Below are 22,265 nucleotides of genomic sequence, written 5' to 3' on the forward strand. Positions count from 1 at the left end.
CCAAGCTCGCCGGCGGCGTCCACCGTCTCGACGGCCAGCTCATGGTCGTCCTCGACGTCGATCGCGTCCTCGAGCTCAAAACCGAAGTGCAGATGGCTGCGTGAGCCCCAACAACATCGAAGCCGGAGAACCAAAATGAAAACGTGTTTGGTGGTCGATGATTCCAGCGTCGTGCGCAAGATCGCGCGCCGGATCCTGGAAGGCCTGGAATTCGAAGTCACCGAGGCCGAGGACGGCTCGAAAGCGCTCGAGATCTGCAAGCGGCAGCTGCCCGACGCGGTGCTGCTCGACTGGAACATGCCGGTGATGGACGGCTTCGAGTTCATGGGCCACATGCGCCGCCTGCCCGGCGGTGAGGAGCCCAAGGTCGTGTTCTGCACCACCGAAAACAACGTGGCTCATATCGCTCAGGCGCTCAGCGGCGGCGCCAACGAGTACATCATGAAGCCCTTCGACAAAGACATTATCGCCGACAAGTTCGCCGAAGTCGGCTTGATCCCGGTCGGACAAGCAATGGTCTGAGTGTGTCTGGCCCGAGTGCTTGGGCCAGAGTGTTCCCAGTACACCTTCCGAGAGGCTATCCGTGACCCCGACCGAGTATGAGTATCTGCGTAAGTTCCTGAGGGATCATTCCGGGCTCGACCTGTCCGCAGACAAGCAATATCTGATTGAAAGTCGGCTGCTGCCGCTCGCCCGCAAGGCCGGCCTCTCCGGCATCGGCGAGCTCGTGCAGAAGCTGCAGGGCGCAGGATCGGGCGCGCTCGTCACCAGCGTGGTCGAGGCGATGACCACCAACGAGACCTTCTTCTTCCGCGACAAGGTCCCGTTCGATCATTTCCGCGACACCATCATGCCGGAGATCATCAAGGCCCGCGCCGGCCGCCGCAGCGTGCGCATCTGGTGCGCCGCCGGCTCGACCGGACAGGAACCCTATTCACTGGCGATGAGCCTGAAGGAGATGGGCGCGGCCCTGACCGGCTGGCGCGTCGAGATCATCGCGACCGACCTGTCGCAGGAGGTGCTCGAGAAGGCCAAGGCCGGCATCTACAGCCAGTTCGAAGTGCAGCGCGGCCTGCCGATCCAGATGCTGATGAAATATTTCAAGCAGACCGGCGAAACCTGGCAGATCAATCCCGAGCTGCGGGCGATGATCCAGCACCGGCAGCTCAATCTGCTGCACGATTTCGCCCAGCTCGGCACCTTCGACGTCATCTTCTGCCGCAACGTGCTGATCTATTTCGATCAGGACACCAAGATCAACATCTTCAACCGCCTGGCGCGCCAGATCGAGCCCGACGGCTTCCTGGTGCTGGGCGCGGCCGAAACCGTGGTCGGGTTGACCGACACGTTCAGGCCGATCCCGGAGCGGCGCGGCCTCTACAAGCCGAACGACCCGCGTGCCGCAGCCGCCAAGCCGGCACTCGCCGGCGCGGCGCCGCGCATGGCGGTCATGGCAGGACGATAGGCATGGTCGAGGATGGCAAGGGCGCTGAACGCGTAACTTTCAGTCGCGGCTATGATGTCTGCATCATGGCGATCGACGGCACCTGGCGCCGCGACTGCAAGCTCAACGCGATCTCCGACACCGACGCGATCCTCACCGTGGAAGGCTCGATTCAGGGGTTGAACCTGAAAGAGTTCTTCCTGCTGCTGTCGTCCACCGGCCTCGCCTATCGCCGCTGCGAGCTGGTGCGCGTCAACGGCGCCGAAATGGACATCCAGTTCCTGCGCGGCAAGAACCGGAAGAAGCGCGGCGCAGCCGGTGGCCGTGACGAGGCGGCCTGACCGTCACATGCGTCTCGCCGCCGTTTGCCGGGACGTTGGTTCATATTTGCTGAAACATCCCCCACAATTTGCCGTAGCGGCTTTACGCCGCCTAAGCGCGAGCGGTGTATCCATTGCCGGTCTCAATCTCAGGATACGGCAATGCCCAGAAGCTCACTCTCTCCCATCCCGTCCAACCTGCCCGACGGCGCCGAACGGCGTGCGCTTCAGCTCCTGGTGGTCGATGACGACGCCACGCAGCGCAGCCTGATCACGGTCGCCGCCAAGCAGGCCGGCCACGAAGTCACGGTGGCCCCGTCCGTGACGGAAGCGATCGAAAAGCTCCGTGCCGCCCGTTTCGACTGCGTGACGCTCGATCTCGTGCTGGAGGATGGCGACGGTATCGACGTGCTGGGCGAGATGGCAAAGGTGAAATTTGCCGGCGCCGTGATCGTCATCAGCGGCATGGACGGCAAGCGCCGCAGCGCCGCCCGCAACTTCGCCCGTTCGGTCGGGATCGAGCTCCAGAGCCTGCCCAAGCCACTGGATCTCGCGGCCCTGCGCATCAGCCTCGCCAATCTCGGCAAGACCGCGATGGGCCTGCCGGCGATCCACACCTGGGGTGGTGTCGCCACCGACGCAATCGTGGGACGGCACCGCGCCTGAGCCGCGAAGCTGCCATGCGATGATCCGGCCGCGCCGGCGCGCCGATCGCGATCTACACCGTGCTTCCGGTTTCCGACAGGCATTCCAGGGCGTGGCCAAGGCCCGCCCGGCAGGCGCCGAGGGCGGCGCTCGCCGTGGCGTACCGCGGCGTGACGTCGTCGAGAACGAAAACGTCCGCGGAACCTTCCTGATCGCTGCCGTGTTCTTGATCCGTGGCTGCGGCGATGCGGCGCATGCTGGTCTCGACCTGCACGATCAGCAAGCGAAGGTCGGCCGCAATCAACTGAAGGCTCTCGACTTCGGGCATTGCGGCCAGAGGCGACGTGTCGGCCAAATTTAGCATGGATATTCTCCGTCCCCTGCAATTAGGCGCCTTGCCGCTACTTGTGCGTTAAGTCCATGTCCCGTACAAATACGGGTGGGCCGAATCCGCGCCTAACGCCATAACGGTTGGCGCGGACGCGAGTCCTTCATGCCAACCGGATGTGGCACATGGCCGAACAAAGCTCTCGCGGTGAAATCTTCGTGGTCGACGACGACGCTGCCGTTCGCGACACCTTGTCGATGGTGTTGAAGGCGGCGGGCTATGAGGTGATCTGTTTTGCGGACGGCGCAGCCTTGCTCTCCGTCGCGCGAAGCCGCACACCTGCAGCAGTCCTGCTCGACGTGCACATTCCCGGCAAGTCGGGCCTCGACATTCTCAAGGAGCTGCACGGCGAAGACTATCCGGCACCGATCTTCATGATCTCCGGACAGGGCGACATCGCGATGGCGGTCGGGGCCATCAAGAGCGGTGCGCTCGACTTCATCGAGAAGCCGTTCCGCGGCAGCGAGATCGTCGGCCGGCTCGACGAGGCGATCGGCGCCTATGCACGCAGGCAGTCGGAGAACGCGGCGCCGAAGTTCGGCTCGCTCCATTTCCCCGGACGCGAGCCGTTGACGCGGCGCGAGCGCGAGGTGCTCGAGCAGTTCGCCGCCGGCGCATCCAACAAGGAAGCCGGTCGCACGCTCGGCATCAGCCCGCGCACCATCGAGGATCACCGCGCCAACATCATGAAGAAGCTCGGCGCGCGCAATGCCGCCGATCTGATCCGCATCGTGATGACCGCGGCCCAGCGCGCGTCGTAAGTCTTTTGGTGGAGTTTTCGTAGCCCGGCTCATCCGGGCTACGGAGTCCTCAAGCGCTCAACGCCTTGCGGATGATCCGCGCCAGATCCGATTTGCGATAGGGCTTCGCCAGCAGCAGAACGCCTGAATCCAGCCGGCCGTGATGGATGATCGCGTTCTCGGTATAGCCGGACGTATAGACCACCCTGAGATCCGGACGTGTCCTCTGCAGTTGGTCGGCGAGCTGCCGTCCGTTCATCTTGCCGGGCATGATGACGTCGGTGAACAGGAGGTCGAACGGTTTTCCGGCGGCGACGATTGCGAGCGCCTCCGCGGCGTTCGCAGCCTGCAACGTGACGTAGCCCAGCGAATGCAGCTGTGCCAGCACGTAGTCGCGCACCAGCCGGTCGTCCTCGACCACCAGGATCGTTTCGTGTCCGCCCTCGATGGTTGCCGGAATCACGCCCTCGCCGACCGCCGTCGGCGTCTTGCCGGGCGGCAGGTACATCTTGATCGTGGTGCCGTGCCGTTCCTCGCTGTAGATCTTGATATGGCCCGCGGACTGCTTGATGAAGCCGTAGACCATCGAAAGCCCGAGTCCGGTGCCCTTGCCCGGCCCCTTCGAGGTGAAGAACGGATCGAACACCCTGGCCAGCATGTTGGCGGGAATGCCGCTGCCGGTATCGCTCACGGCGATCAGCACGTAATGGCCCGGCCGGACGTCGTTGACGCTGGCATAGATCTCGTCGAGATAGGCGGCGCCCGTCTCCACGATCAGCTTGCCGCCGCCGGGCATGGCGTCGCGGGCATTGAGCGCGAGGTTGAGGATCGCGGTGGTGAGCTGGTTGGGATCGACGATCGCGACGCAGTTCTCGTCCTCGAACACCGATTCGATCTGGATCTGCTCGCCCAGCGTCGGCCGCAGCAGTTTCGCGGTGTCGATGATCAGCGAGTTGATGTCGATCTCGCTCGGCTGGAGCGGCTGCTTGCGCGCGAAGGCGAGCAGGTGCTGGGTCAGATCGGCGCCGCGCGCGGCGGCCTCGTCGATCATCTTGGTGATGGCGGCAAGCTGCGGCTCCTTCTCGACCGCCTCCGCCAGGATCTCGATCGTTCCGGTGATGACGGTGAGGATGTTGTTGAAGTCGTGCGCCACGCCGCCGGTGAGTTGGCCGACCGCCTCCATCTTCTCGGCGTGGCGGATGCGCTCCTCGGCCGCGATCTTGTCGGTAAGGTCGCGGTAGAAGACGTTGAACAGCAGGCCCTCGCGGCGCTTCAGCGCGGTGACGCTCAGCTCGGCCTTGAACTCCTTGCCGTCGCGGCGGCGGCACATGAGCTCGCGGCGGCGGTTCAGCGTCCTGCCGTCCTCGCTTCCCAGGAAATGCTTCAGACCCGCCCTGACCCTTTCGCGTTCGCTCTCGGCGACGATCAGGTCGATCGTGCTCTTGCCGAGCACCTCGTCGCGGCTCCAGCCGAAGAGTTGCTCGGCCTGCGAGTTCCAGTTCAATATGCCGCCCATCTCGTCGGTCTGGACGAAGGCGTCGAGTGAGGTCTCGACGATGTTGCGGGCGAGCCGTTCGCTTTCACGCAGCGATTCCTGCGCGAGCCGCGCCTCCGTCATGTCGCGGCCGACGAAGAAGAAGCGCTTCGCCGGCTCGGACCAGCTGCCGAGCCAGGACAGCCAGACCTCGTGGCCGTCCTGGTGGAAGCAGCGGGTGTCGGCGAGCGTGGGACGTTCGCCGCGCCGCAGCGCGCGCATCTCTCCGCGCGACTGGTCGAGATGGTCGGGATGAATGAAATCGGCGCCGCTGCGGCCGATCATCTGCTCGGGCCGGTAGCCGAGAATGATTTCGCTGCTCGGGCTGATCTGCGCGATATGGCCGCGCGCGTCCATCACCATGATCAGATCCTGCGACGTATCGAAGATCTGCCGTCGCTCCTCGATCTGATGCTGCAGCACCCGCTCGGCCCGCCGCGCCTCGGTGAGGCTGCGCGCGGTGCCGGAGGCACCGACGATCTCGCCCGACGGCCCCTTGATCGGCGACAGGCTGAGCGAGATCTCCACTGGCGTGCCGTCCTTGCGCAGGCGCACCGTCTCGAAGCGTTCGATCGGCTCGCCTCTGGCGATCCGCCTCAGATAGTCCTTGCCCTGCTCGCGCCGGTCGGCCGGAACGATGATCGAGGTGGAGTTCCCGATCGCCTCCTGCGCCGAATAGCCGTAAAGGCGCTCGGCGGCGGGATTCCAGCCGGTGATGACGGCGTCGAGCGATTGCATCACGATCGCATCGTCGGACGATTCGACCGCGGAGCTGAACAGGCGCTCGCGCTCTTCATGATGGCTTCGGGCGGCCTCGGTGCGGCGATGCTCCTCGACCTCGCGTTCGAGGGCGGCCGTCTTCGCGCGCGTCTCCTCGACCATCCGGGCAAAAGCCCGGGCCAGCACGCCCGTTTCGCCGCTGGCATCGAGGGGAATGTCGGCGGACCGTCCGCTGCCGATGGCCTCCACCGCCGCGGTCAGACGTCCGATCGGGCGGGTCAGCGAGCGCGCCAGCAGCACCGCAAGTAAAGCTGCGCCGATCACGGCAAGCAGGCCGACCAGCGAAGAGGTTCTTTGAATCGCGGCCGGAACGCGGCCGAACACGGACGGCGGGACCGTCTCGATGATCGCCACCCACTCCTTGCCCGCAAGCATCGCCGGTGCGATCGCCGCTCCACTCGGCCGGCCCGATCGATCGGTCATGAGCTGTGTGGATCCTTGCGGCAGGCCGGCCCGTGCTGCAAAGAACGGAAAGTCCTTGCGCCAATCGTTGGCGTGGCCATGAAATGAGCCGAATTCCTGCGCGCGGTCGGGATGAACGAGATAATCCCCGCGCGAATTCACGACATAGATCTCGCCTCCGGCGCCAGCGGTCGTGCGGACGCGGTCGAGCGCCGGACGCATGTCGATATTGGCAATGATGATGCCGAACGGCTTGGCGTCCGGCGTGAACAGCGGCGTTGCGACGCGCAACGTCGGAATGTGAGGATCCGTGGTTCCCCCCTGCCGGGTGGCGAGATCGACCGGCGAAACATAGATGTCCCCCGGCGCCAGTCGCATCGTCGCCTGGAAATAGGGTCGCTCGCTCTTGTTCTCCAGTTCGTTGTCGGGAGCGATCCGTGCCGCCCCATTCGGACCGGAGCGATCGACGCGGACCAGTTCGCGCTGGTCGTGATCAAGGCCGATAATACGAAACTCGCCGTAGCTGGGCTTGGCCTCGATTTCGGCCGCGAGCCGTGCCGCGATGCGCTCGCGCCAGGTCTGCTCCGAAACGCCGTCGAGGGCGTCGATGCCGCCATTGATGTGGGCACGGATCAGGCCATTGATGGCTACGGCGGAGCGATAGCCGAGCAGGTCGCCGCGGGCTCCGGCGACGTAGGATTCAAGATGGGTGGCCAGCAGGCTCGACTGGGCTTCGATCCGCTCCAGGACGCGCGGAATGACGGCCTGGCTGATGTTGCGATAGCCCAGCCAGCCGACCGCGGCCACGGTCACCGCCACCAGCAGGATCATCGCGATGGCGAGCCGCGTTGCGAGCGTCATGGGGATATTCGTACCACGTCCCGAATGGTCGCGCCCGATCTGGCCCGCAGCGGATCGGATGCTGTTGTCATCGGCGCTCGGTGCTGACATCGGGAGCCTGCCGCGCCGCCGCGAAGCAGCCGTCGACCGCAGCGAGCAGGGCGTCGGGCGGGAACGGCTTCTGGAGGCTTGCCACCGCGCCGAGCTTGGTCGCCATCTTCAGGAAATCCGGCTCCGCATAGCTCTCAGGCGTGATCGAACGGCCGGAAATGACGATGATCGGAATGGCCGGGGCTAGCGCCCTTATGTGGCGCATCGCCTCCAGCCCGTCCATGCCGGGCATGAAGATGTCGAGAAACAGCAGGTCGAACCGGCCGGCCTCGAACAGCGCAATTCCCCTGCGGCCGTCGCCGGCGACGGTGACGTGATGACCGGCCCTCTCCAGGATCAGCCGGATCGTGATTTGAACGGCCGGGTCGTCATCCACGATCAGGATGTTGGCCACGTCTGAATTCCTCCGGGCCGGAGTGGGGCCTCCCCGCCGGCCGCAAATCAAACCATCAAAAATGAAATTGTTGCGCGGATTCCGCTCAGCCCGCAAGCACTTCGCGCGATTACGGGGCCCGGTCGGTCGCTGTTGCTTCGTGTCCCAATATATGCACGTTTGCGTGCATACCGGAAGGCTGAGTTCGGCACATCCGGCGACTTGCGACGTGTGGACGGCGTGTGAGAAGAGCGGACGGATATGCAGAGGAAAAAGCAATGACCAAGAAGAAAACGCCCGACCAGCTTCGCAGCGCGCGCTGGTTCGCGCCCGACGATCTCCGCTCGTTCGGCCATCGCTCCCGCGCCATGCAGATGGGCTACGCGCCGGAGGAGTGGAAGGACCGCCCGATCATCGCGATCCTCAATACATGGTCGGACGCCCAGCCTTGCCACATGCATTTCAAGTCGCGCGTCGACGACGTCAAGCGCGGCATCCTCATGGCCGGCGGCCTGCCGGTGGAGCTGCCGGCGCTGTCGCTGTCGGAATCGCTGCTCAAGCCGACCACGATGCTCTATCGCAATCTGCTCGCGATGGATGCCGAGGAGCTGCTGCGCAGCCATCCCGTCGACGGCGTGGTGCTGATGGGCGGCTGCGACAAGACCACCCCGGCGCTGCTGCTGGGCGCGACCTCGATGAACATTCCGGCGATCTATCTGCCGGCAGGTCCCATGCTGCGCGGCAACTGGAAGGGCAAGACGCTGGGCTCCGGCTCGGACGGATGGAAATACTGGGACGAGCGCCGCGCCGGAAAAATCTCCGACAAGGACTGGCTCGACATCGAAGCCGGCATCGCCCGCAGCTACGGCACCTGCATGACCATGGGGACGGCCTCGACCATGACCGCGATCGCGGAAGCGATCGGCATGACGCTGCCGGGCGCTTCCTCGATTCCGGCCGCTGACGCCAACCACATCCGCATGGCCTCCGAATGCGGCCGCCGCATCGTCGAGATGGTGTGGGAGGATTTGACCCCGAAGACGATCCAGACCCGCAAGGCGTTCGAGAACGCGATCGCGGTGGCGATGGCGATGGGCTGCTCGACCAATGCGATCATCCATCTGATCGCACAGGCCCGCCGCGCCGGGCTGGACATCGGCCTCGACGATTTCGAGATCGCCAGCCGCAAGGTGCCCGTCATCGCCAACGTGCGTCCGAGCGGCGATGCCTATCTGATGGAGGACTTCTTCTACGCCGGCGGCCTGCCGGCCTTGATGGGCCAGATCAAGCCGCACCTGCATCTCGACTGCATGACGGTCACCGGCAAGACTGTCGGCGAGAACATCGATGGCGCCGAGGTCCACAATGACGATGTGATCCGCTCGGTCGACAATCCCATCTACAAGGAAGGCGCACTCGCCGTGCTCAAGGGCAATCTGGCGCCCGACGGCTGCGTCATCAAGCCCTCCGCCTGCGCGCCGCGCTTCCTCAAGCACACCGGACCGGCGCTGGTGTTCGACGACTACCCGTCGATGAAGAAGGCGGTCGACGATCCCGATCTCGACGTCACCGAGGACCATATCCTCATTCTGCGCAATGCGGGGCCGCAGGGCGGACCGGGCATGCCGGAATGGGGCATGCTGCCGATCCCGACAAAACTCGTGAAGCAGGGCGTGCGCGACATGGTGCGCATTTCCGATGCGCGCATGAGCGGCACCAGCTACGGCGCCTGCATATTGCACGTCGCGCCGGAATCGTATGTCGGCGGTCCGCTGGCGCTGGTCCGCAACGGCGATCGCATCACGCTCGACGTGGCCGCGCGCACCATCAATCTCGACGTTCCCGAAGCCGAGCTCGACAAGCGCCGCGCCGCCTGGAAGCAGCCCGAGCGCCGCTTCGAACGCGGCTATGGCTGGATGTTCACCAAGCACATCAAGCAGGCCAATGACGGCTGCGACTTCGACTTCCTCGAGACCGATTTCGGCGCGCCGATCGGCGAGCCGTCGATTTACTAGAGAGCAAGACATGACCAAACTCAGCGAAGCCACCCGCAACAAGCTCAAATCCGTTTCCACCGCTACGGTCGCCACCGCCTTGTTCAAGCGCGGCCTGCGCATCCAGATGATCCAGGATGTGCACCCCTTGGGCGCGGACCAGCCGACCATGGTCGGTGAAGCCTTCACGCTGCGCTACATGCCGGCCCGCGAGGATCTCAACACCATCGACGTCTTCAAGGATCGCTCGCATCCGCAGCGCAAGGCGGTCGAGGATTGCCCGGCAGGCAGCGTGCTGGTGATGGACAGCCGCAAGGACGCGCGTGCCGCCTCGGCCGGCGCGATCCTGGTGACGCGGCTGATGAAGCGCGGTGTCGCCGGCGTCGTCACCGACGGCGGTTTCCGCGATTCCGCCGAGATCGCGAAACTCGGCATCCCCGCCTATCACCACCGCCCGAGCGCACCGACCAACCTCACGCTGCACCAGGCGATCGAGATCAACGTCCCGATCGGCTGCGGCGACGCGCCGGTATTTCCCGGCGACGTCATCTTGGGCGATGCCGACGGCGTCATCGTGATCCCCGCGCATCTCGCCGACGAGATCGCCAACGAGACCTTCGAGATGACCGCGTTCGAGGATTTCGTCACCGAGGAAGTAGGCCGAGGTCGCGGCATTTTTGGTCTTTATCCCGCGACCGATCCGCAGACGCTCACCGACTTCGCGGAATGGCGGAAGAGGAACGGGCGGTAGTTGGTTTGACGGTGGAGGGTGTGGCTACACCCCGGCCTCCGCCATCCCTGCCGCCCACAGCGCGAACGCATAGACGATCGCGACCTCATCGAGCCGGTCGAAGCGTCCCGAGGCGCCGCCGTGACCGGCGCCCATGTTGGTGCGCAGGAGAACCGGGCCGCCGCCGCTCATGGTCGCGCGCAGGCGCGCGATCCATTTAGCTGGCTCCCAATAGGTGACCCGCGGATCGGTCAGCCCGCCCATCGCCAGGATCGAGGGATAGTCTTTCGCCGCGACGTTGTCGTAGGGCGAGTAGGACAGGATCGTGCGAAAATCCTTTTCGCTCTCGATCGGATTGCCCCATTCGGGCCATTCCGGCGGCGTCAGCGGCAACGTGTCGTCGAGCATGGTGTTGAGCACGTCGACGAACGGCACTTCGGCGACGATGCCCGCGAACAATTCGCCGGCGCGGTTCGCCACCGCGCCCATCAGCATGCCGCCGGCCGAGCCGCCATGGCCGACGATGCGTTTCGCGCTGGTGTATTTCGCATCGATCAGCGCCCGCGCGCTGGCGGCAAAATCGTCGAACGAATTGGTCTTCTTCTCGCGCTTGCCGTCGAGATACCAGCCCCAGCCCTTGTCGGCGCCGCCGCGGATATGGGCGATGGCGTAGACGAAGCCGCGATCGACCAGCGACAGCCTGTTGGCGCTGAACGAGGCCGGCATCGCCATGCCGTAGGAGCCGTAGCCGTAGAGCAGCAGCGGCGCCGCGCCGTCGAGCTTGAGCCCGCGGCGATGCAGGATCGACACCGGCACCTCGGCGCCGTCCTGCGCCTTCGCCATGATGCGCGTCGTGACGTAGTCGGCGGCGTTGTGGCCCGACGGGATCTCTTGCCGCTTGCGCAAGGTGCGCGTGCGCCCGGTCATGTCATAGTCATAGACTTCCGACGGCGTCGTCATCGACGAATAGGCGAAGCGCAAATTCGTCGTCTCGAACTCGTAGGAGCCCATCGTATCGAGCGAGTAGGCCGCTTCGTCGAAGGCGATGGCGTGTTCCACGTTTGAGGCGAGGTCGCGGATCACGATCGACGGCAGCGCATTGGCGCGCTCCAGCCGCACCAGATGGCCGGCATAGAGATCGAGGTCGATGATGTAGATGCCGGGACGGTACGGGATCAGATCGCGCCAGTTCTTGCGCTCGGGAGAGGCGAGCGGCGCGGTGACGATCTTGAAGTCGATGGCGTCGTCGGCATTGGTGAGGATGAAGAGCTGGTCATCGCGGTCGGCGAGCGAATATTGCACGCCCTCCTCGCGCGCCGCGACCAGGCGCGGCGGCGCCTCCGGGTGAGCAAGATCGATCAACCGCTGCTCCGACGTCTCGTGATCGCCGCCCGCGATCACGCAGAACCGGCCGCTGGTGCTCTCGTGCAGATGGGTGAACCAGCCGGAATCCTGTTCCTCGTAGACGAGCGTGTCGTCGGCCTGCCTGGTGCCAAGCTTGTGCCGCCACACCTGCATCGGCCGGTGATTGTCGTCGAGCTTCACATAGAAGAAGGATTTTGCATCCGCGCTCCAGACCACGCCGCCATCGGTCTCCTCGACGAGATCGTCGAAATCCTTCCCTGTGGCCCAGTCGCGGACGCGGATCGTAAAATACTCCGAACCCTTGGTGTCGGCGCTCCAGGCCTGCAGCTTGTGGTCGTTCGAGTGGCGGCTGCCGCCGAACTTGAAGTATTCGTGGTTCTTGGCGAGCGCATCGCCGTCGAGCACGATATGGCCCTCGCCGCCGTCGCGCGGCATGCGGCCGAACAGCTCGTGCTGCCCGCCTTCGCGGAATCTGCGGAAATAGGCGAACGGACCGTCCGGCGACGGCACGCTGGAATCGTCCTCCTTGATCCGTCCGCGCATCTCGCGCACCAGCACCTTCTGCAAGGACGAGGTGTGGCCGAGCAGGCTCTCGGTGTAGACGTTCTCTTCATCCAGATATTTGCGGATGTCGGGATCGAGCACCTTCGGGTCGCGCAGCACCTCCTGCCATTTGTCGTCCTTCAGCCAGGCGTAATCGTCGGTCACGGTGATGCCGTGCCGCGTGAAGGAATGCGGCCGGCGCGGGGCGACGGGGGGCTGGGAAGGTGTTCTGGGTTGCGTCACTCGATCCTCATTCAGATGCGTCGGCGTTCTTTCACCTCTCCCCGCTTGCGGGGAGAGGTCGGATTGCATCTTCGATGCAATCCGGGTGAGGGGGACTCTCCGCGAGTTCAACTCTCACTACCTTGCTGAAGCAGGCCCTCACCCCAATCCTCTCCCCGTAAGAACGGGAGAGGGAGAAGGAAGGGCGCCGCGTTGCCTCTTATATCGTCCCGATTCCTCGAATTGCCAGCGGCACCACACCAAGTCGCCGGGTTGTTGATGCGCTGCTTCTATGCTTTAGGGGCCATATCTCCGCCGCCGGTCCAGCCTCATGCTGTTCAACTCGTACCCGTTCATCCTGCTGTTCCTTCCCATCGTTCTGGCCGGCTATTTCTGGCTGGGGCGGCGCAGCAATCTGACGCCGGTGATCTGGCTGGCGGCGGCCTCGCTTGCCTTCTACGCCATCGGCAACTGGCAATTCGTGGCCCTGCTGCTGGTCTCGATCGCGTTCAACTATGGCGTCGGCCATCTCCTCATCGTGGCGAAGCTCGCTCCCATGCAGCGCCGCGCGGCGCTCGCGCTTGGCGTTGCCGGCGATCTCCTCGTGCTCGGAATCTTCAAATATGCCGGATTTGTCGCCGAGAACGTCAATGCGCTGGCCGGGACGCATGTCGCGCTTCATATCCTGCTGCCGGTCGGCATCTCCTTCTACACCTTCACCCAGATCGCGTTCCTGGTCGATGCCTGGCGCGGCCAGGTCGCGGCCTACGCGCTGCCGCACTACGCGCTTTTCGTGACGTATTTTCCGCATCTGATCGCGGGCCCGATCCTCCACCACAAGGACATGATCCCGCAATTCGAGCGCGAGGAATCCAAGCATCCGGACGGGCATCTGATGCTGTGCGGTATCATCATCTTCGCGATCGGCCTGTTCAAGAAGACCTGCCTTGCCGACGGCATCCAGCCGCTGGTCGCGCTCGCCTTCGAGGCGCGCTCGCCGAGCTTCGACCAGGCCTGGCTCGGTGCGCTGGCCTATACGTTCCAGCTCTATTTCGACTTCTCCGGCTATTCCGACATGGCGATCGGCATATCGCTGATGTTCGGCATCTTCCTGCCCGTCAATTTCAATTCGCCCTACAAGGCCACCAGCATCGTCGAGTTCTGGCGCCGCTGGCACATGACGCTGTCGCAATTCTTGCGCGACTATCTCTACATTCCGCTCGGCGGGAACAGGCACGGCCGGGTGCTGCGTTACGTGAACCTGTCGATCACGATGCTGCTCGGCGGGCTCTGGCACGGTGCGGCCTGGACGTTCGTGGTGTGGGGCGCGTTGCACGGCGCCTATCTCTGCATCAACCATGCCTTCAGCGCGCTGGTGCCGAGCGTTCCGAGGCCTCTTGCGCGCCCGGTCCGCATGGCGGGGGCGGCGCTGACGTTCCTTGCCGTCGTCGTCGCCTGGGTGTTTTTCCGCGCCGAGCGCATCGATTGGGCGCTGCGAATCCTCGGCGCCATGGCTGATCCCGCGAACATCGCCTTCGGCCGTGCCGAGATCGCGGCGCTGGTGCAGATCACGATCTACGCTGCGCTGGTGTGGCTGGCGCCGAACACGCAGGGAATCATGGGATATGACCACGCCAATCGCCGGGTCGGTGAGAGCCTGAGGGCAGGGCGCATGCGGTCGCTGTTCCTCTATGCCGCGTCGCTCGTGCTCGCGTTCGGGTTTCTCGGCATCCAGAGCCACAGCGAATTCATCTATTTCCGGTTCTGATGCAAAGCGCATTCACATATTCGGGACGTGTTCTCCTCGCGAGCGTCGCGTGCGTCCTGGGCGCGGCCGCGCTCACCTTCGTCGTCGATCCGCTGCAACTGTTCCGCTCCTCGCGTCTCGCCCCGGCTTTCTATTCCGACGACACGCGGGTGCAGAACGCCGGGCTGATCCGCAGCCAGTCGTTCGACACCGCCTTCATGGGCACCTCGCTCGCGATTCACTTTCGCCAGAGCGACATCGATCGTGCGCTCGGCGTCCATTCGCTCAAGCTGGCGATGACCGGATCCAATTCGCGTCAGCAGGGCTTCGTGCTGGAGCAGGCGATCGATCACGGCGCGAGGCGCGTGGTCTGGGCGATGGACGATTTCATTTTTGTCGATGCGGCCGGCATCGAGGCCGATCCTTATCTCGCCGTCGATCTCTATCGCGGGACGGCAAAGGGGATCGCGTCCTATCTGTTCAACGCGACGATGGCGAAGGAATCCCTGTTCGCTCTGCTGCGGTCAGTTCCGCCGCTGCGGGGCCCGCTGGGCCGGGTGGCGCCGTTTCTCCCCGTCAAGTTTGCGTTGTCCGACGTCGACGACATCTACGCGCTGCCGCGGGATTTCGAGGTCGCACGTGGCTACAATGCGAAAAGGACGCTCGCGGCCTTCGCTTACATCACCGATCCCGTGCGCAGCCGTTTCCTCGGCGAAGGCTACGGCTACGACGCCATGGTGCGGCATTTCGAGCACGATGCCGTCGGCCTGATCGCGCGCCATCCGGACGTGACCTTCGACATCTACTTCCCGCCTTATTCGATCCTGCAATTCGTCGCGATGCGCGACGCCTCGCCGGCGACGCTGAAGATCGTCACAGATCTCACGGCCTTCATCGCACAGCGCCTGACGCAGCTTCCCAATGTGCGCTTGTACGATTTCCGCGCGATCAAGGCGGTGACGCACGACCTCGACAATTACGGCGACGTCATCCACCATTCGCCGGTGATTGATGCGAAGGTGCTGTCGTGGCTGGCGCGTGGAGAGTACAGGGTCGACCCGAAGGCGCCGCTGGCGTCGCTGAACGAGCTGAAGGCGCAGGTCGAGGCGTATCGCGTCGAGCACTGATGTTCCCCTCTCCCCTTCTTGTGGGAGAGGGTGGCTCGCCGCAGTCGCGGCGAGACGGGCTATCTAACCGCGAGTCCATTTCGCAATTCAGATCGCGGAAGGCAACCCCTCATCCGGCGCTTCGCGCCACCTTCTGCCACAAGGGGAGCAGGAAAAAAGACGCCTTACACCGCCACCTCTTCGCCGAGATACGCGACCGCTGCTTCGAGCCCGCCCTTGCCGTGCGGGATCTTCAGCGCGTTCAGGCCGATCTCGATGACCCCTAACGTGCCGAGCAGCATCGGCGCATTGACGTGGCCCATATGGGCGATGCGGAAGGCCTGTCCCGAGAGTTCGCCGATGCCGGTGCCGAGCACGACGCCGCACTTCTCCTTGCAATAGCGTTGCAGGATTGCCGGATCGTGGCCATTGCTCATGGTCACCGTGGTGACGGTGTTGGAGCGCTCATGGGGTTCGGCGACGTTGAAGCCGAGCACCTGGCCTTCCGACCATGCGGACACCGCGCGGCGCGCGGCTTCGCCGAGCAGGCTGTGGCGGCGGAAGGCGTTTTCCAGCCCTTCCTCGTGCAGCAGGTCGATCGCCTGGCGCAGCGCGAACAACAGATGCACCGGCGCGGTGCCGGCATATTTGCGGTAGTTCTCGGTGCCCTCGCGCTCGCTCCAGCTCCAATAGGGCGTCGACATGTTTGCCTTCTTGTGCACTTCGAGGGCGCGCGCGTTGGCCGCGACGAAGCCGAGGCCGGGCGGCGTCATCAGGCCCTTCTGCGAGCCGGACATCGCGACGTCGATACCCCATTTGTCCATCTCGAACGGCATGCAGCCCAGCGATGCCACGGTGTCGACCATGTACAGCGCGGGATGGCCAGCCGCCTTGATCGCCTTGCCGATCGCCTCGATGTCGTTCTGCACCCCCGAGGCCGTATCGACCTGGACGACGACGACGGCCTTGATCGTGTGCTCCTTGTCGCGGCGCAGGCGCTCCTCGACCTCGCTCGGCCGCACCGCGCGGCGCCAGTCGCCCTTGAGCACCTCGACCTCGGCGCCCATCAGCGCCGCTGCGTTGCCCCAGCCGATCGCGAAGCGTCCGCTCTCCAGCACCAGCACCTTGTCGCCGCGCGACAGCACGTTGCTGAGCGCCGCTTCCCAGGCGCCATGACCGTTGGCGATGTAGATGTAGGACTTGCCCTTGGTCGCAAACAGCTTCGAGATGTCGCTGAGCAGGCTCTCGGTCAGATCGAGCATCTCTTTGGAGTAGATGTCGATCGCCGGACGATGCATCGCCCGCAGCACCTCGTCGGGCATCGTGGTGGGCCCGGGGATGGCCAGAAACTCCCGGCCCGCGCGAACGGTCATTGCTGTTGGTCCTTGTTGCTTGAGAACAGGATGGTGGGTCGCTGATTTTTGCTTTTACGCGTGCCTGGCATCCAAGAAAAGCGCGCAAAATGCAGGTCTGGGGCTCTACCTCTTCGTTTCCCGGCAGCCGGCGGCTTCCGCCTCCTCCACCGAGCAGAACCAGCGGGTGCCCTTGCTGATCTTCATCTTGATCTGGGTGTACCAGCGGCTGGTCGGCTGGTGATAGATGCACTCGCCGGCGGTGTTGACGTTGCCCTTGATTGTGCAGTCGGGTGAGGGCGCGACCGGCCCCGAGGCCGAGGCAAGCAGCACCGCATGCGCCCCGTCGGGCGGCTTGGTCGCGCCAAGGATTGTTGTCTTCTTGTTGCGCACGCGCCAGTCCCAGGGCGCGATGAAGGCGCCCTGCCACATGCCGGCCCTGGCCTCGCGCGCGGCCTTCTCGTCCGCCTCATAGTCGTGGGACATTCGGGTGTAGGCCAGTGCCCAGCCGCTGCGAACCAGCCATTTCTGGATGTCCTCCCCGCCGACCTCGCAGCGCGCCACGGTGCGGCCGCGCCGATCGATCGCCCTCGCATGGCAGACCCAGTTCTTGCCCTCGGCGTATTTGGCGAGCTCGTCGCGGGCTGCGATGCCGCAGGTCCAGCGCTCGCGCTTGGTGTTGAGGCACAGCTGGTCGACCGCGGGCGCGTCGATGCCGCCGAGCCTGATCCGCGTATTCCCGATGACGACGGAATCGCCCTCGCGGACCTTGGCCGTGCCTGTGATGTCGGCGGCCTCGGCCGGCGACGGCAAGCCGGGCAAGGACAAGGCGAGCAATGACAGCGCAATCAGGGATTTTCGCAACATGCCGGTCCGCGTGTTCAGGACAATCTCGATAAGCCGCGCAATTGTGGTCGGCTTTTGTCCGCCCGGCCAGCGCCTGCCCAACAGATGGGCTTTCAACTTCCCGTCATTGCGTGATGGCCACCGATGAAGAAGCGTTGCGCTGCGTCCGGGGCACGAGACCATCTCACCCCTGCCCCATCATCGCCTTTCGCGCCACCGCCAGTCCCATCAGAACGAACGCCGACGTCACTTCGGGCCCGCCGACCAGGATCCGTGTCGGCGTCTTCATCTTGTTCCATTCATAGGCGCGGAACGGACCACGGCGGCCGCCTTCGCCAAGGCTCGCGACGATCACGTTGAGCGCCGGCGCAAAGGCACGCGGGTCGGCACCGAGATGACCGAGTGCGATCAGGGCCAGGGCCGCATCGAACACGTTCATTTCGCCGGCCATCAGCTCGCCCTTGACGTAGGAGAGCACGCGGTGGCGGATGAAATCGAAATCGCCGTCGGGATCGATCACGGCCTGCGCTGCCAGCGGCAGCGCCAGGAAGGCGGCGTAGCAGCGGCCGAAATAGGCGCTGTAGAGCTCCGGCAGATAATAGATGTGCGAGCGCGGATTGGCGAAGGCGCCGCTGGCGGCCAGCCGCTTCTGGAAGCCGATGATGCGATGCACGATCGCAAGCCGCGCCGGCGTCTCCAGAACCTTCCAGCGCGCCAGGTTGCGAAAGCTGACCTCGAGAATGTCGAGATTGAGCGTCGGATCGAGATCGTTGCCATAGGGGCGCTCGCCGTTGAGATTGTCGATCCAGGTCGCAACGCCGCCCTCGTAGTCGATATTGTCGTTGATCGGCACGGTCACGCGCGGCTCGTTGACGCCGGCGCGCACCTGATAGCCGGCGTAGAAATCCAGCAGCGGCTGGTCGATGATCGGATCGGTGCAGCCGGCCTGCGTCGCTGCCGAGATCGAGCACGCCGTGGTGTCGCAATCCGGCACGTAGACGCCGAAACCGAGATCCTGCTTGATCTGGGCGAAGTAGCGCGAAAAACGCGGATGCGGCGCAGGCGCGAGCGCGGTGATGACGTTGAACCGCGCGCCGCCGCTGCCCTCGACCTCTTCGCGGCTGATGTTGACGCAGAAGTCCACCATGTCGGCGATCGCGCGTTCGGCCGCCATCTTGTCGGCGGACGAGGCGAGCCCGGTCTCGACGAAGCTCAGCAGCGCCTCGATGAAGAACGCGTCGTAATAGGCCGAGCGGTGACGGATCTGCACCGGCTCCCACATCGGCTCGGCAATGCCGGTCCAGGGCGGGTTGACGACCGCGCGCGCCGGGGAGCGCGCGATGAAGACGCGGGCGAGGTTGAACAGCAGCGAGGAGTTCTTGTAGCCGCGCGCGTTGAGGCCCGTGAGCGCCATGGTCAGCTCGCGCCCGCGGAAATCGGGATCGCCGATCAGGTTGAAGGCGGCATAGGTCGGCAGGAAGCCGTTCCTGCGGTACGAGCCGAGCAGATGCTGCGCACAATCGCGGATCACGCCGTCGATCTGCGATGGTTGCGGCGCCGTGCCGACGAACATTGCCGGCGGCGGCTTGGGATGGTCGAGCGCGATGCCGTCGACGAGATCGGCGACGGGCTGGCCGATCGCAGTCCAATCGGGCTCGGCCTCGTCGCGGGCGCGCACCAGCGCCTCTCGCAGCCGGGCCAGTTTCCCTTCGTCGCGCAGCTCGGGCAGGCCGGCCCGGCGGAGCAGCAGCCGCAATGCAGGATTGCCCAGCGCTGTTTTGTAGAATTTGGCCAGATGCAGATCGCCGCTGGCGGGGCCCGACAGGACGGGATCGCAGACGTCGTAAAGCGAGGGGCCGTCCTTCCGCGCCGTCAGCGCCCGGCAGGCGGCGCCGGCAAAGTAATGAAAGCTCATGAAATACCTGGTCGCGGGGCATTGGCCGGGGGCCGGCCGGCACGCTCCCAGCCGCGCGCCACCCCCTGCAAGTCGTTGAAAAAGCTACCCGGATTCGCAGGAAATACAAATGTGATCGCAGTCACGGAAAAACCCGGCACGAACGCTGCATGATCGGGCTCCGGAAGGTTACGGGGACGCAGAAAACGGAGACTTTTAGGCGGATAAATTATCCAATGTTGTCAGCGACTTAGTTCTAATTTTGGGCAATCTATTGCGGGGCACACTATATCCCGTTAAAGGTTTGTTTGGTGCGGCGCCGCAAATTGCGCGCAATTCGGGGGCACACCCCGGCCAATCCCTCAAACCTAAAGACGCTAGCGCGCTACTCAACCTGTATGCGCGCGCTTGGCTGGTCTTTGGCACTGACAGGAATGAAGCGAGATGAATGTTAGGCAGCTCGACATTTCCCGACGCACGATTGCGGTGGCCGCAGCCCTCATCGGCACGGTCTCGCTCGTGATCGGCGCCCATGCTGCTCTCAACATGCGCGCGCTCGATGCGGCCAAGGCCGTCTCGACCGACCAGGTCACGGGCTCGATCGGCCAGACCTCCCGCCTCGCGCTCGTCATCGGCAATGGACATTATCCCGACGCCAACGCGCCGCTGACCCAGTCGATCAACGACGCCCGCGCGCTGTCCTCGTCGCTGCGCAAGAACGGCTTTGACGTCGACATGGTGGAAGACGCGACCAAGGACGACATGGTCCGTGCCGTCAACCGCCTGAAGTCCCGGATCAAGCGCGACACCGTCGTCATGCTGTTCTTCGGCGGCTACGGCGTGCAGGCCGGCCGCGAAAGCTACATGCTGCCGGTCGATGCCGTGATCTGGAAGGAAAACGACGTCCGCCGCCAGGGCGTCTCCATCGAGGGCGTGCTCGACATGATGAAGGAGCAGGGCGCCAAGGCCAAGCTCGTCGTGGTCGACGCCTCTCGCCGTAACCCTTACGAGCGCCGCTTCCGCTCCTACAGCCACGGCCTCGCGCCGATCAGCACGCCGGACAATGCGCTGATCCTCTCCTCGGCTTCGCCCGGCAAGGTCGTCGATGACGGCAAGGGCGAGCACAGCGTGCTGGTCAGCGAGTTCCTCAACAACCTCAATGCGCAGGGCAGCGCCGAGAGCGTCTTCAACAAGACCCGCGTCGCCATCTCGCGCGCGAGCGAAGGCGACCAGGTCCCGTCGGTCTCCTCCTCGTTGCTCGAAGACGTCCATTTCGGCGAAGCCGGCGGCTAGTTTTCTTTCCACCCTCCCCTGGAGGGGAAGGGTCGATCGCATAGGACAGCGGGAGGTTTCCGAAAGAGCTCGGCCTGCATGGTTCGAGACGCCCGCTTTGGCGGGCTCCTCACGCTGAGGGTCTGATATCTCACCGCAAAACGCCACCTCATCCTGAGAGCCCGCCGTAGGCGGGCGTCCGCAGGCAAGCTGCCCGCCACGCTTTTCTTCATATGCGATTCCCCTGCCCTTCAGGGGAGGGTGCAGAGTCTCGTCTCGCTGAATTCTACTTCGCCGCTTCCGCGGCCATCACCGGGCGCACCGGATCGCCTTCGCGCAACAGCGCGCCGGCGCGGGCGACGATGACGTCGCCGTCGTTGAGGCCGTCGCGAACCTCGATATTGCCGCCCGACATCAGCCCGACCTCGACCCGCTTGGTCTCGACGCGGTTGCGGCGGATCACCTGCACGACGGTGCCGGCGGAGGAATATTGCACGGCCGTCAGCGGCACGGCGACGTTGCAGCTCTGCCCGCTCTTGATCAGAGCGCGCCCGCTCGCATTCAGCAACAGCCGCTTCTGCGAGGAGATGCCGATATAGACCATGCCTTGCTGGATGTTCGGCTCGACGGTCGGGCCGATGCGGCGCACCTTGCCGTCGATGTCGCCGGCGCCGGCGATGCGCACCGTCGCCGTCTGGTTGATCGCGAGCTTGCGCACGTCGCTGGTCGCGACGAGGGCGACGAGATCGTATTCGCTGCGCGCCACGATCGTGAACAGTGCCTCGCCCTTGGCCGAAGCGAGATTGCCGATCTGCGCGGTCGAGGTCGCGATCACGCCCGCCACGGGTGCGGTGACCTGAAGCGTGCCGCCTTCCGGCAGCGCCAGCCGCGCCAGCACCTGTCCGGCCGTGGTCGTCTCGCCGGCTTCCGCCAGCACCTCCGTCACCTTCAGGCCCGGGCGCTCGGGCCGCACCGAGGTCACCTCGCGCGCGATGGTCGTGCCGGTGGCCTCGACGATGTCGGAGAAGCAGGATTTCGCGACCTTCAGCACCGTGACTGCCGGCCCCTTGGGCGCGTCGTCATCGGCGGCGGCAGCCGGATATTGGCCGAAGACGAGCACTCCGGCGATGGCTGCGGGAAACAGGCTTCTAACAACGGAACGGGGCAAATCGCGCATCGGGAATTCCACGGGAGCTATGCCTCCAATCGATAGCAGATGGCAGCGGCCCGGACTACGGCAGCGTTGTCCCAAAGCGGGATGCCTCGCCGCCGCCGGCTGCCGCGGCAAGTCCTTGATTAGTCGCGCGATCGGAGATCAGGTTCGCTCGCCGCCGGGCAGGGCGTCGTGGTCGCACAGCCTGTGGTTCGAGATGGGATGGAACGGTTCGTCTTCGAGCCGCCGGTCAGCCTCGGCGATCTCCGAGCAGCTTGCCGGTGGCACGGTCGATCAGATGCAGCCGCGTACAGGCCGGGCAGGACACCGAAACGTGCGTGAGATCGGCCGGCTCGTCGCCAAGCCGATGCTGCACGTTCATGCCGGTCTGAGGGCACTTGAAGACAATATGGCGGTCCATCGCCGCCATATGACGACAAGACGGTGACTTTGAAATTACGGAT

Annotated in this window: 19 protein-coding genes and 1 pseudogene; 11 read left to right on the plus strand and 9 right to left on the minus strand. The window is 64.8% G+C overall.

Annotated elements, in window-relative coordinates:
- The 5 genes and pseudogenes from JQ572_RS35245 to JQ572_RS33920 form a co-directional block, all read left to right on the plus strand.
- Positions 1 to 104: pseudogene (locus JQ572_RS35245) on the plus strand (chemotaxis protein CheW); the annotation flags it as partial.
- Between the two features lie 31 nt (positions 105 to 135).
- A complete protein-coding gene (locus tag JQ572_RS33905) occupies positions 136 to 522 on the plus strand; it encodes a response regulator (protein WP_211387191.1) in 387 nt (128 codons plus the stop codon).
- Positions 523 to 583: 61 nt separating this feature from the next.
- The gene (locus JQ572_RS33910; RefSeq protein ID WP_211387192.1) at positions 584 to 1,465 is read left to right on the plus strand and encodes a CheR family methyltransferase; all 882 of its coding nucleotides are present in this window, start codon (positions 584 to 586) and stop codon (positions 1,463 to 1,465) included.
- Between the two features lie 2 nt (positions 1,466 to 1,467).
- Entirely contained in the window at positions 1,468 to 1,785 is a 318-nt protein-coding gene (locus JQ572_RS33915) for a PilZ domain-containing protein (RefSeq protein WP_211387193.1), read from the plus strand.
- A 141-nt stretch (positions 1,786 to 1,926) separates the two neighbouring features.
- A complete protein-coding gene (locus JQ572_RS33920; RefSeq protein ID WP_211387194.1) occupies positions 1,927 to 2,430 on the plus strand; it encodes a response regulator in 504 nt (167 codons plus the stop codon).
- Positions 2,431 to 2,482: 52 nt separating this feature from the next.
- Here JQ572_RS33920 and JQ572_RS33925 read toward each other — a convergent pair whose 3' ends face one another.
- Complete coding sequence (locus tag JQ572_RS33925) at positions 2,483 to 2,773, minus strand: hypothetical protein (protein WP_211387195.1); 291 nt, start codon at positions 2,771 to 2,773, stop codon at positions 2,483 to 2,485.
- A gap of 149 nt (positions 2,774 to 2,922) precedes the next feature.
- On the opposite strand from JQ572_RS33925, the gene JQ572_RS33930 reads away from it, so the two are divergent.
- Positions 2,923 to 3,558 carry a response regulator transcription factor gene (locus JQ572_RS33930; protein WP_106946755.1) on the plus strand — a complete coding sequence of 212 codons (636 nt, stop codon included), beginning with the start codon at positions 2,923 to 2,925 and terminating at the stop codon, positions 3,556 to 3,558.
- Positions 3,559 to 3,607: 49 nt separating this feature from the next.
- Here JQ572_RS33930 and JQ572_RS33935 read toward each other — a convergent pair whose 3' ends face one another.
- Both JQ572_RS33935 and JQ572_RS33940 read right to left on the minus strand, forming a co-directional pair.
- Positions 3,608 to 7,204: a PAS domain S-box protein gene (locus tag JQ572_RS33935; protein ID WP_211387196.1), complete on the minus strand. Its 3,597-nt coding sequence runs from the start codon at positions 7,202 to 7,204 to the stop codon at positions 3,608 to 3,610.
- Positions 7,182 to 7,598 carry a response regulator gene (locus JQ572_RS33940; RefSeq protein ID WP_211387197.1) on the minus strand — a complete coding sequence of 139 codons (417 nt, stop codon included), beginning with the start codon at positions 7,596 to 7,598 and terminating at the stop codon, positions 7,182 to 7,184. Before JQ572_RS33940 ends, JQ572_RS33935 begins: the two co-directional genes overlap by 23 nt.
- 257 nt (positions 7,599 to 7,855) lie before the next feature.
- Between JQ572_RS33940 and araD the strand changes: the two genes are divergently transcribed.
- Both araD and JQ572_RS33950 read left to right on the plus strand, forming a co-directional pair.
- Complete coding sequence (gene araD, locus JQ572_RS33945; protein ID WP_211387198.1) at positions 7,856 to 9,592, plus strand: L-arabinonate dehydratase; 1,737 nt, start codon at positions 7,856 to 7,858, stop codon at positions 9,590 to 9,592.
- Between the two features lie 10 nt (positions 9,593 to 9,602).
- Positions 9,603 to 10,322 (plus strand): ribonuclease activity regulator RraA, encoded by a 720-nt coding sequence (locus JQ572_RS33950; RefSeq protein WP_211387199.1) that lies wholly within the window; start codon positions 9,603 to 9,605, stop codon positions 10,320 to 10,322.
- 24 nt (positions 10,323 to 10,346) lie between these two features.
- Here the strand turns inward: JQ572_RS33950 and JQ572_RS33955 are convergent, their stop codons facing one another.
- A complete protein-coding gene (locus JQ572_RS33955) occupies positions 10,347 to 12,452 on the minus strand; it encodes a S9 family peptidase (RefSeq protein WP_211387200.1) in 2,106 nt (701 codons plus the stop codon).
- Positions 12,453 to 12,762: 310 nt separating this feature from the next.
- On the opposite strand from JQ572_RS33955, the gene JQ572_RS33960 reads away from it, so the two are divergent.
- Together JQ572_RS33960 and JQ572_RS33965 are read left to right on the plus strand one after the other, a co-directional pair.
- Positions 12,763 to 14,199, plus strand: a complete 1,437-nt coding sequence (locus tag JQ572_RS33960) for an MBOAT family O-acyltransferase (protein ID WP_211387201.1) — start codon at positions 12,763 to 12,765, stop codon at positions 14,197 to 14,199.
- Complete coding sequence (locus JQ572_RS33965) at positions 14,199 to 15,305, plus strand: hypothetical protein (protein ID WP_211387202.1); 1,107 nt, start codon at positions 14,199 to 14,201, stop codon at positions 15,303 to 15,305. The genes JQ572_RS33960 and JQ572_RS33965 overlap by 1 nt, the downstream gene beginning before the upstream one ends.
- 164 nt (positions 15,306 to 15,469) lie before the next feature.
- Here JQ572_RS33965 and JQ572_RS33970 read toward each other — a convergent pair whose 3' ends face one another.
- The 3 genes from JQ572_RS33970 to JQ572_RS33980 all read right to left on the minus strand — a co-directional run bounded on the left by JQ572_RS33970 (position 15,470) and on the right by JQ572_RS33980 (position 19,397).
- Positions 15,470 to 16,657, minus strand: coding sequence for a pyridoxal-phosphate-dependent aminotransferase family protein (locus JQ572_RS33970; RefSeq protein WP_211387203.1), 1,188 nt, complete (start codon positions 16,655 to 16,657; stop codon positions 15,470 to 15,472).
- Positions 16,658 to 16,762: 105 nt separating this feature from the next.
- On the minus strand, positions 16,763 to 17,503 hold the full coding sequence (locus JQ572_RS33975; protein WP_211387204.1) for a thermonuclease family protein: 741 nt from the start codon (positions 17,501 to 17,503) through the stop codon (positions 16,763 to 16,765).
- Positions 17,504 to 17,666: 163 nt separating this feature from the next.
- Entirely contained in the window at positions 17,667 to 19,397 is a 1,731-nt protein-coding gene (locus JQ572_RS33980; protein ID WP_211387205.1) for a hypothetical protein, read from the minus strand.
- 423 nt (positions 19,398 to 19,820) lie between these two features.
- On the opposite strand from JQ572_RS33980, the gene JQ572_RS33985 reads away from it, so the two are divergent.
- Positions 19,821 to 20,669: a caspase family protein gene (locus JQ572_RS33985; RefSeq protein WP_211387206.1), complete on the plus strand. Its 849-nt coding sequence runs from the start codon at positions 19,821 to 19,823 to the stop codon at positions 20,667 to 20,669.
- Between the two features lie 265 nt (positions 20,670 to 20,934).
- Here JQ572_RS33985 and JQ572_RS33990 read toward each other — a convergent pair whose 3' ends face one another.
- Together JQ572_RS33990 and JQ572_RS35370 are read right to left on the minus strand one after the other, a co-directional pair.
- On the minus strand, positions 20,935 to 21,825 hold the full coding sequence (locus JQ572_RS33990; protein ID WP_211387207.1) for an efflux RND transporter periplasmic adaptor subunit: 891 nt from the start codon (positions 21,823 to 21,825) through the stop codon (positions 20,935 to 20,937).
- A 226-nt stretch (positions 21,826 to 22,051) separates the two neighbouring features.
- The gene (locus JQ572_RS35370) at positions 22,052 to 22,183 is read right to left on the minus strand and encodes a hypothetical protein (protein ID WP_256806220.1); all 132 of its coding nucleotides are present in this window, start codon (positions 22,181 to 22,183) and stop codon (positions 22,052 to 22,054) included.
- Positions 22,184 to 22,265 lie beyond the last annotated feature (82 nt).

It is taken from the genome of Bradyrhizobium sp. SZCCT0153 (assembly GCF_018129995.1).
GTDB lineage: Bacteria > Pseudomonadota > Alphaproteobacteria > Rhizobiales > Xanthobacteraceae > Bradyrhizobium > Bradyrhizobium japonicum_G.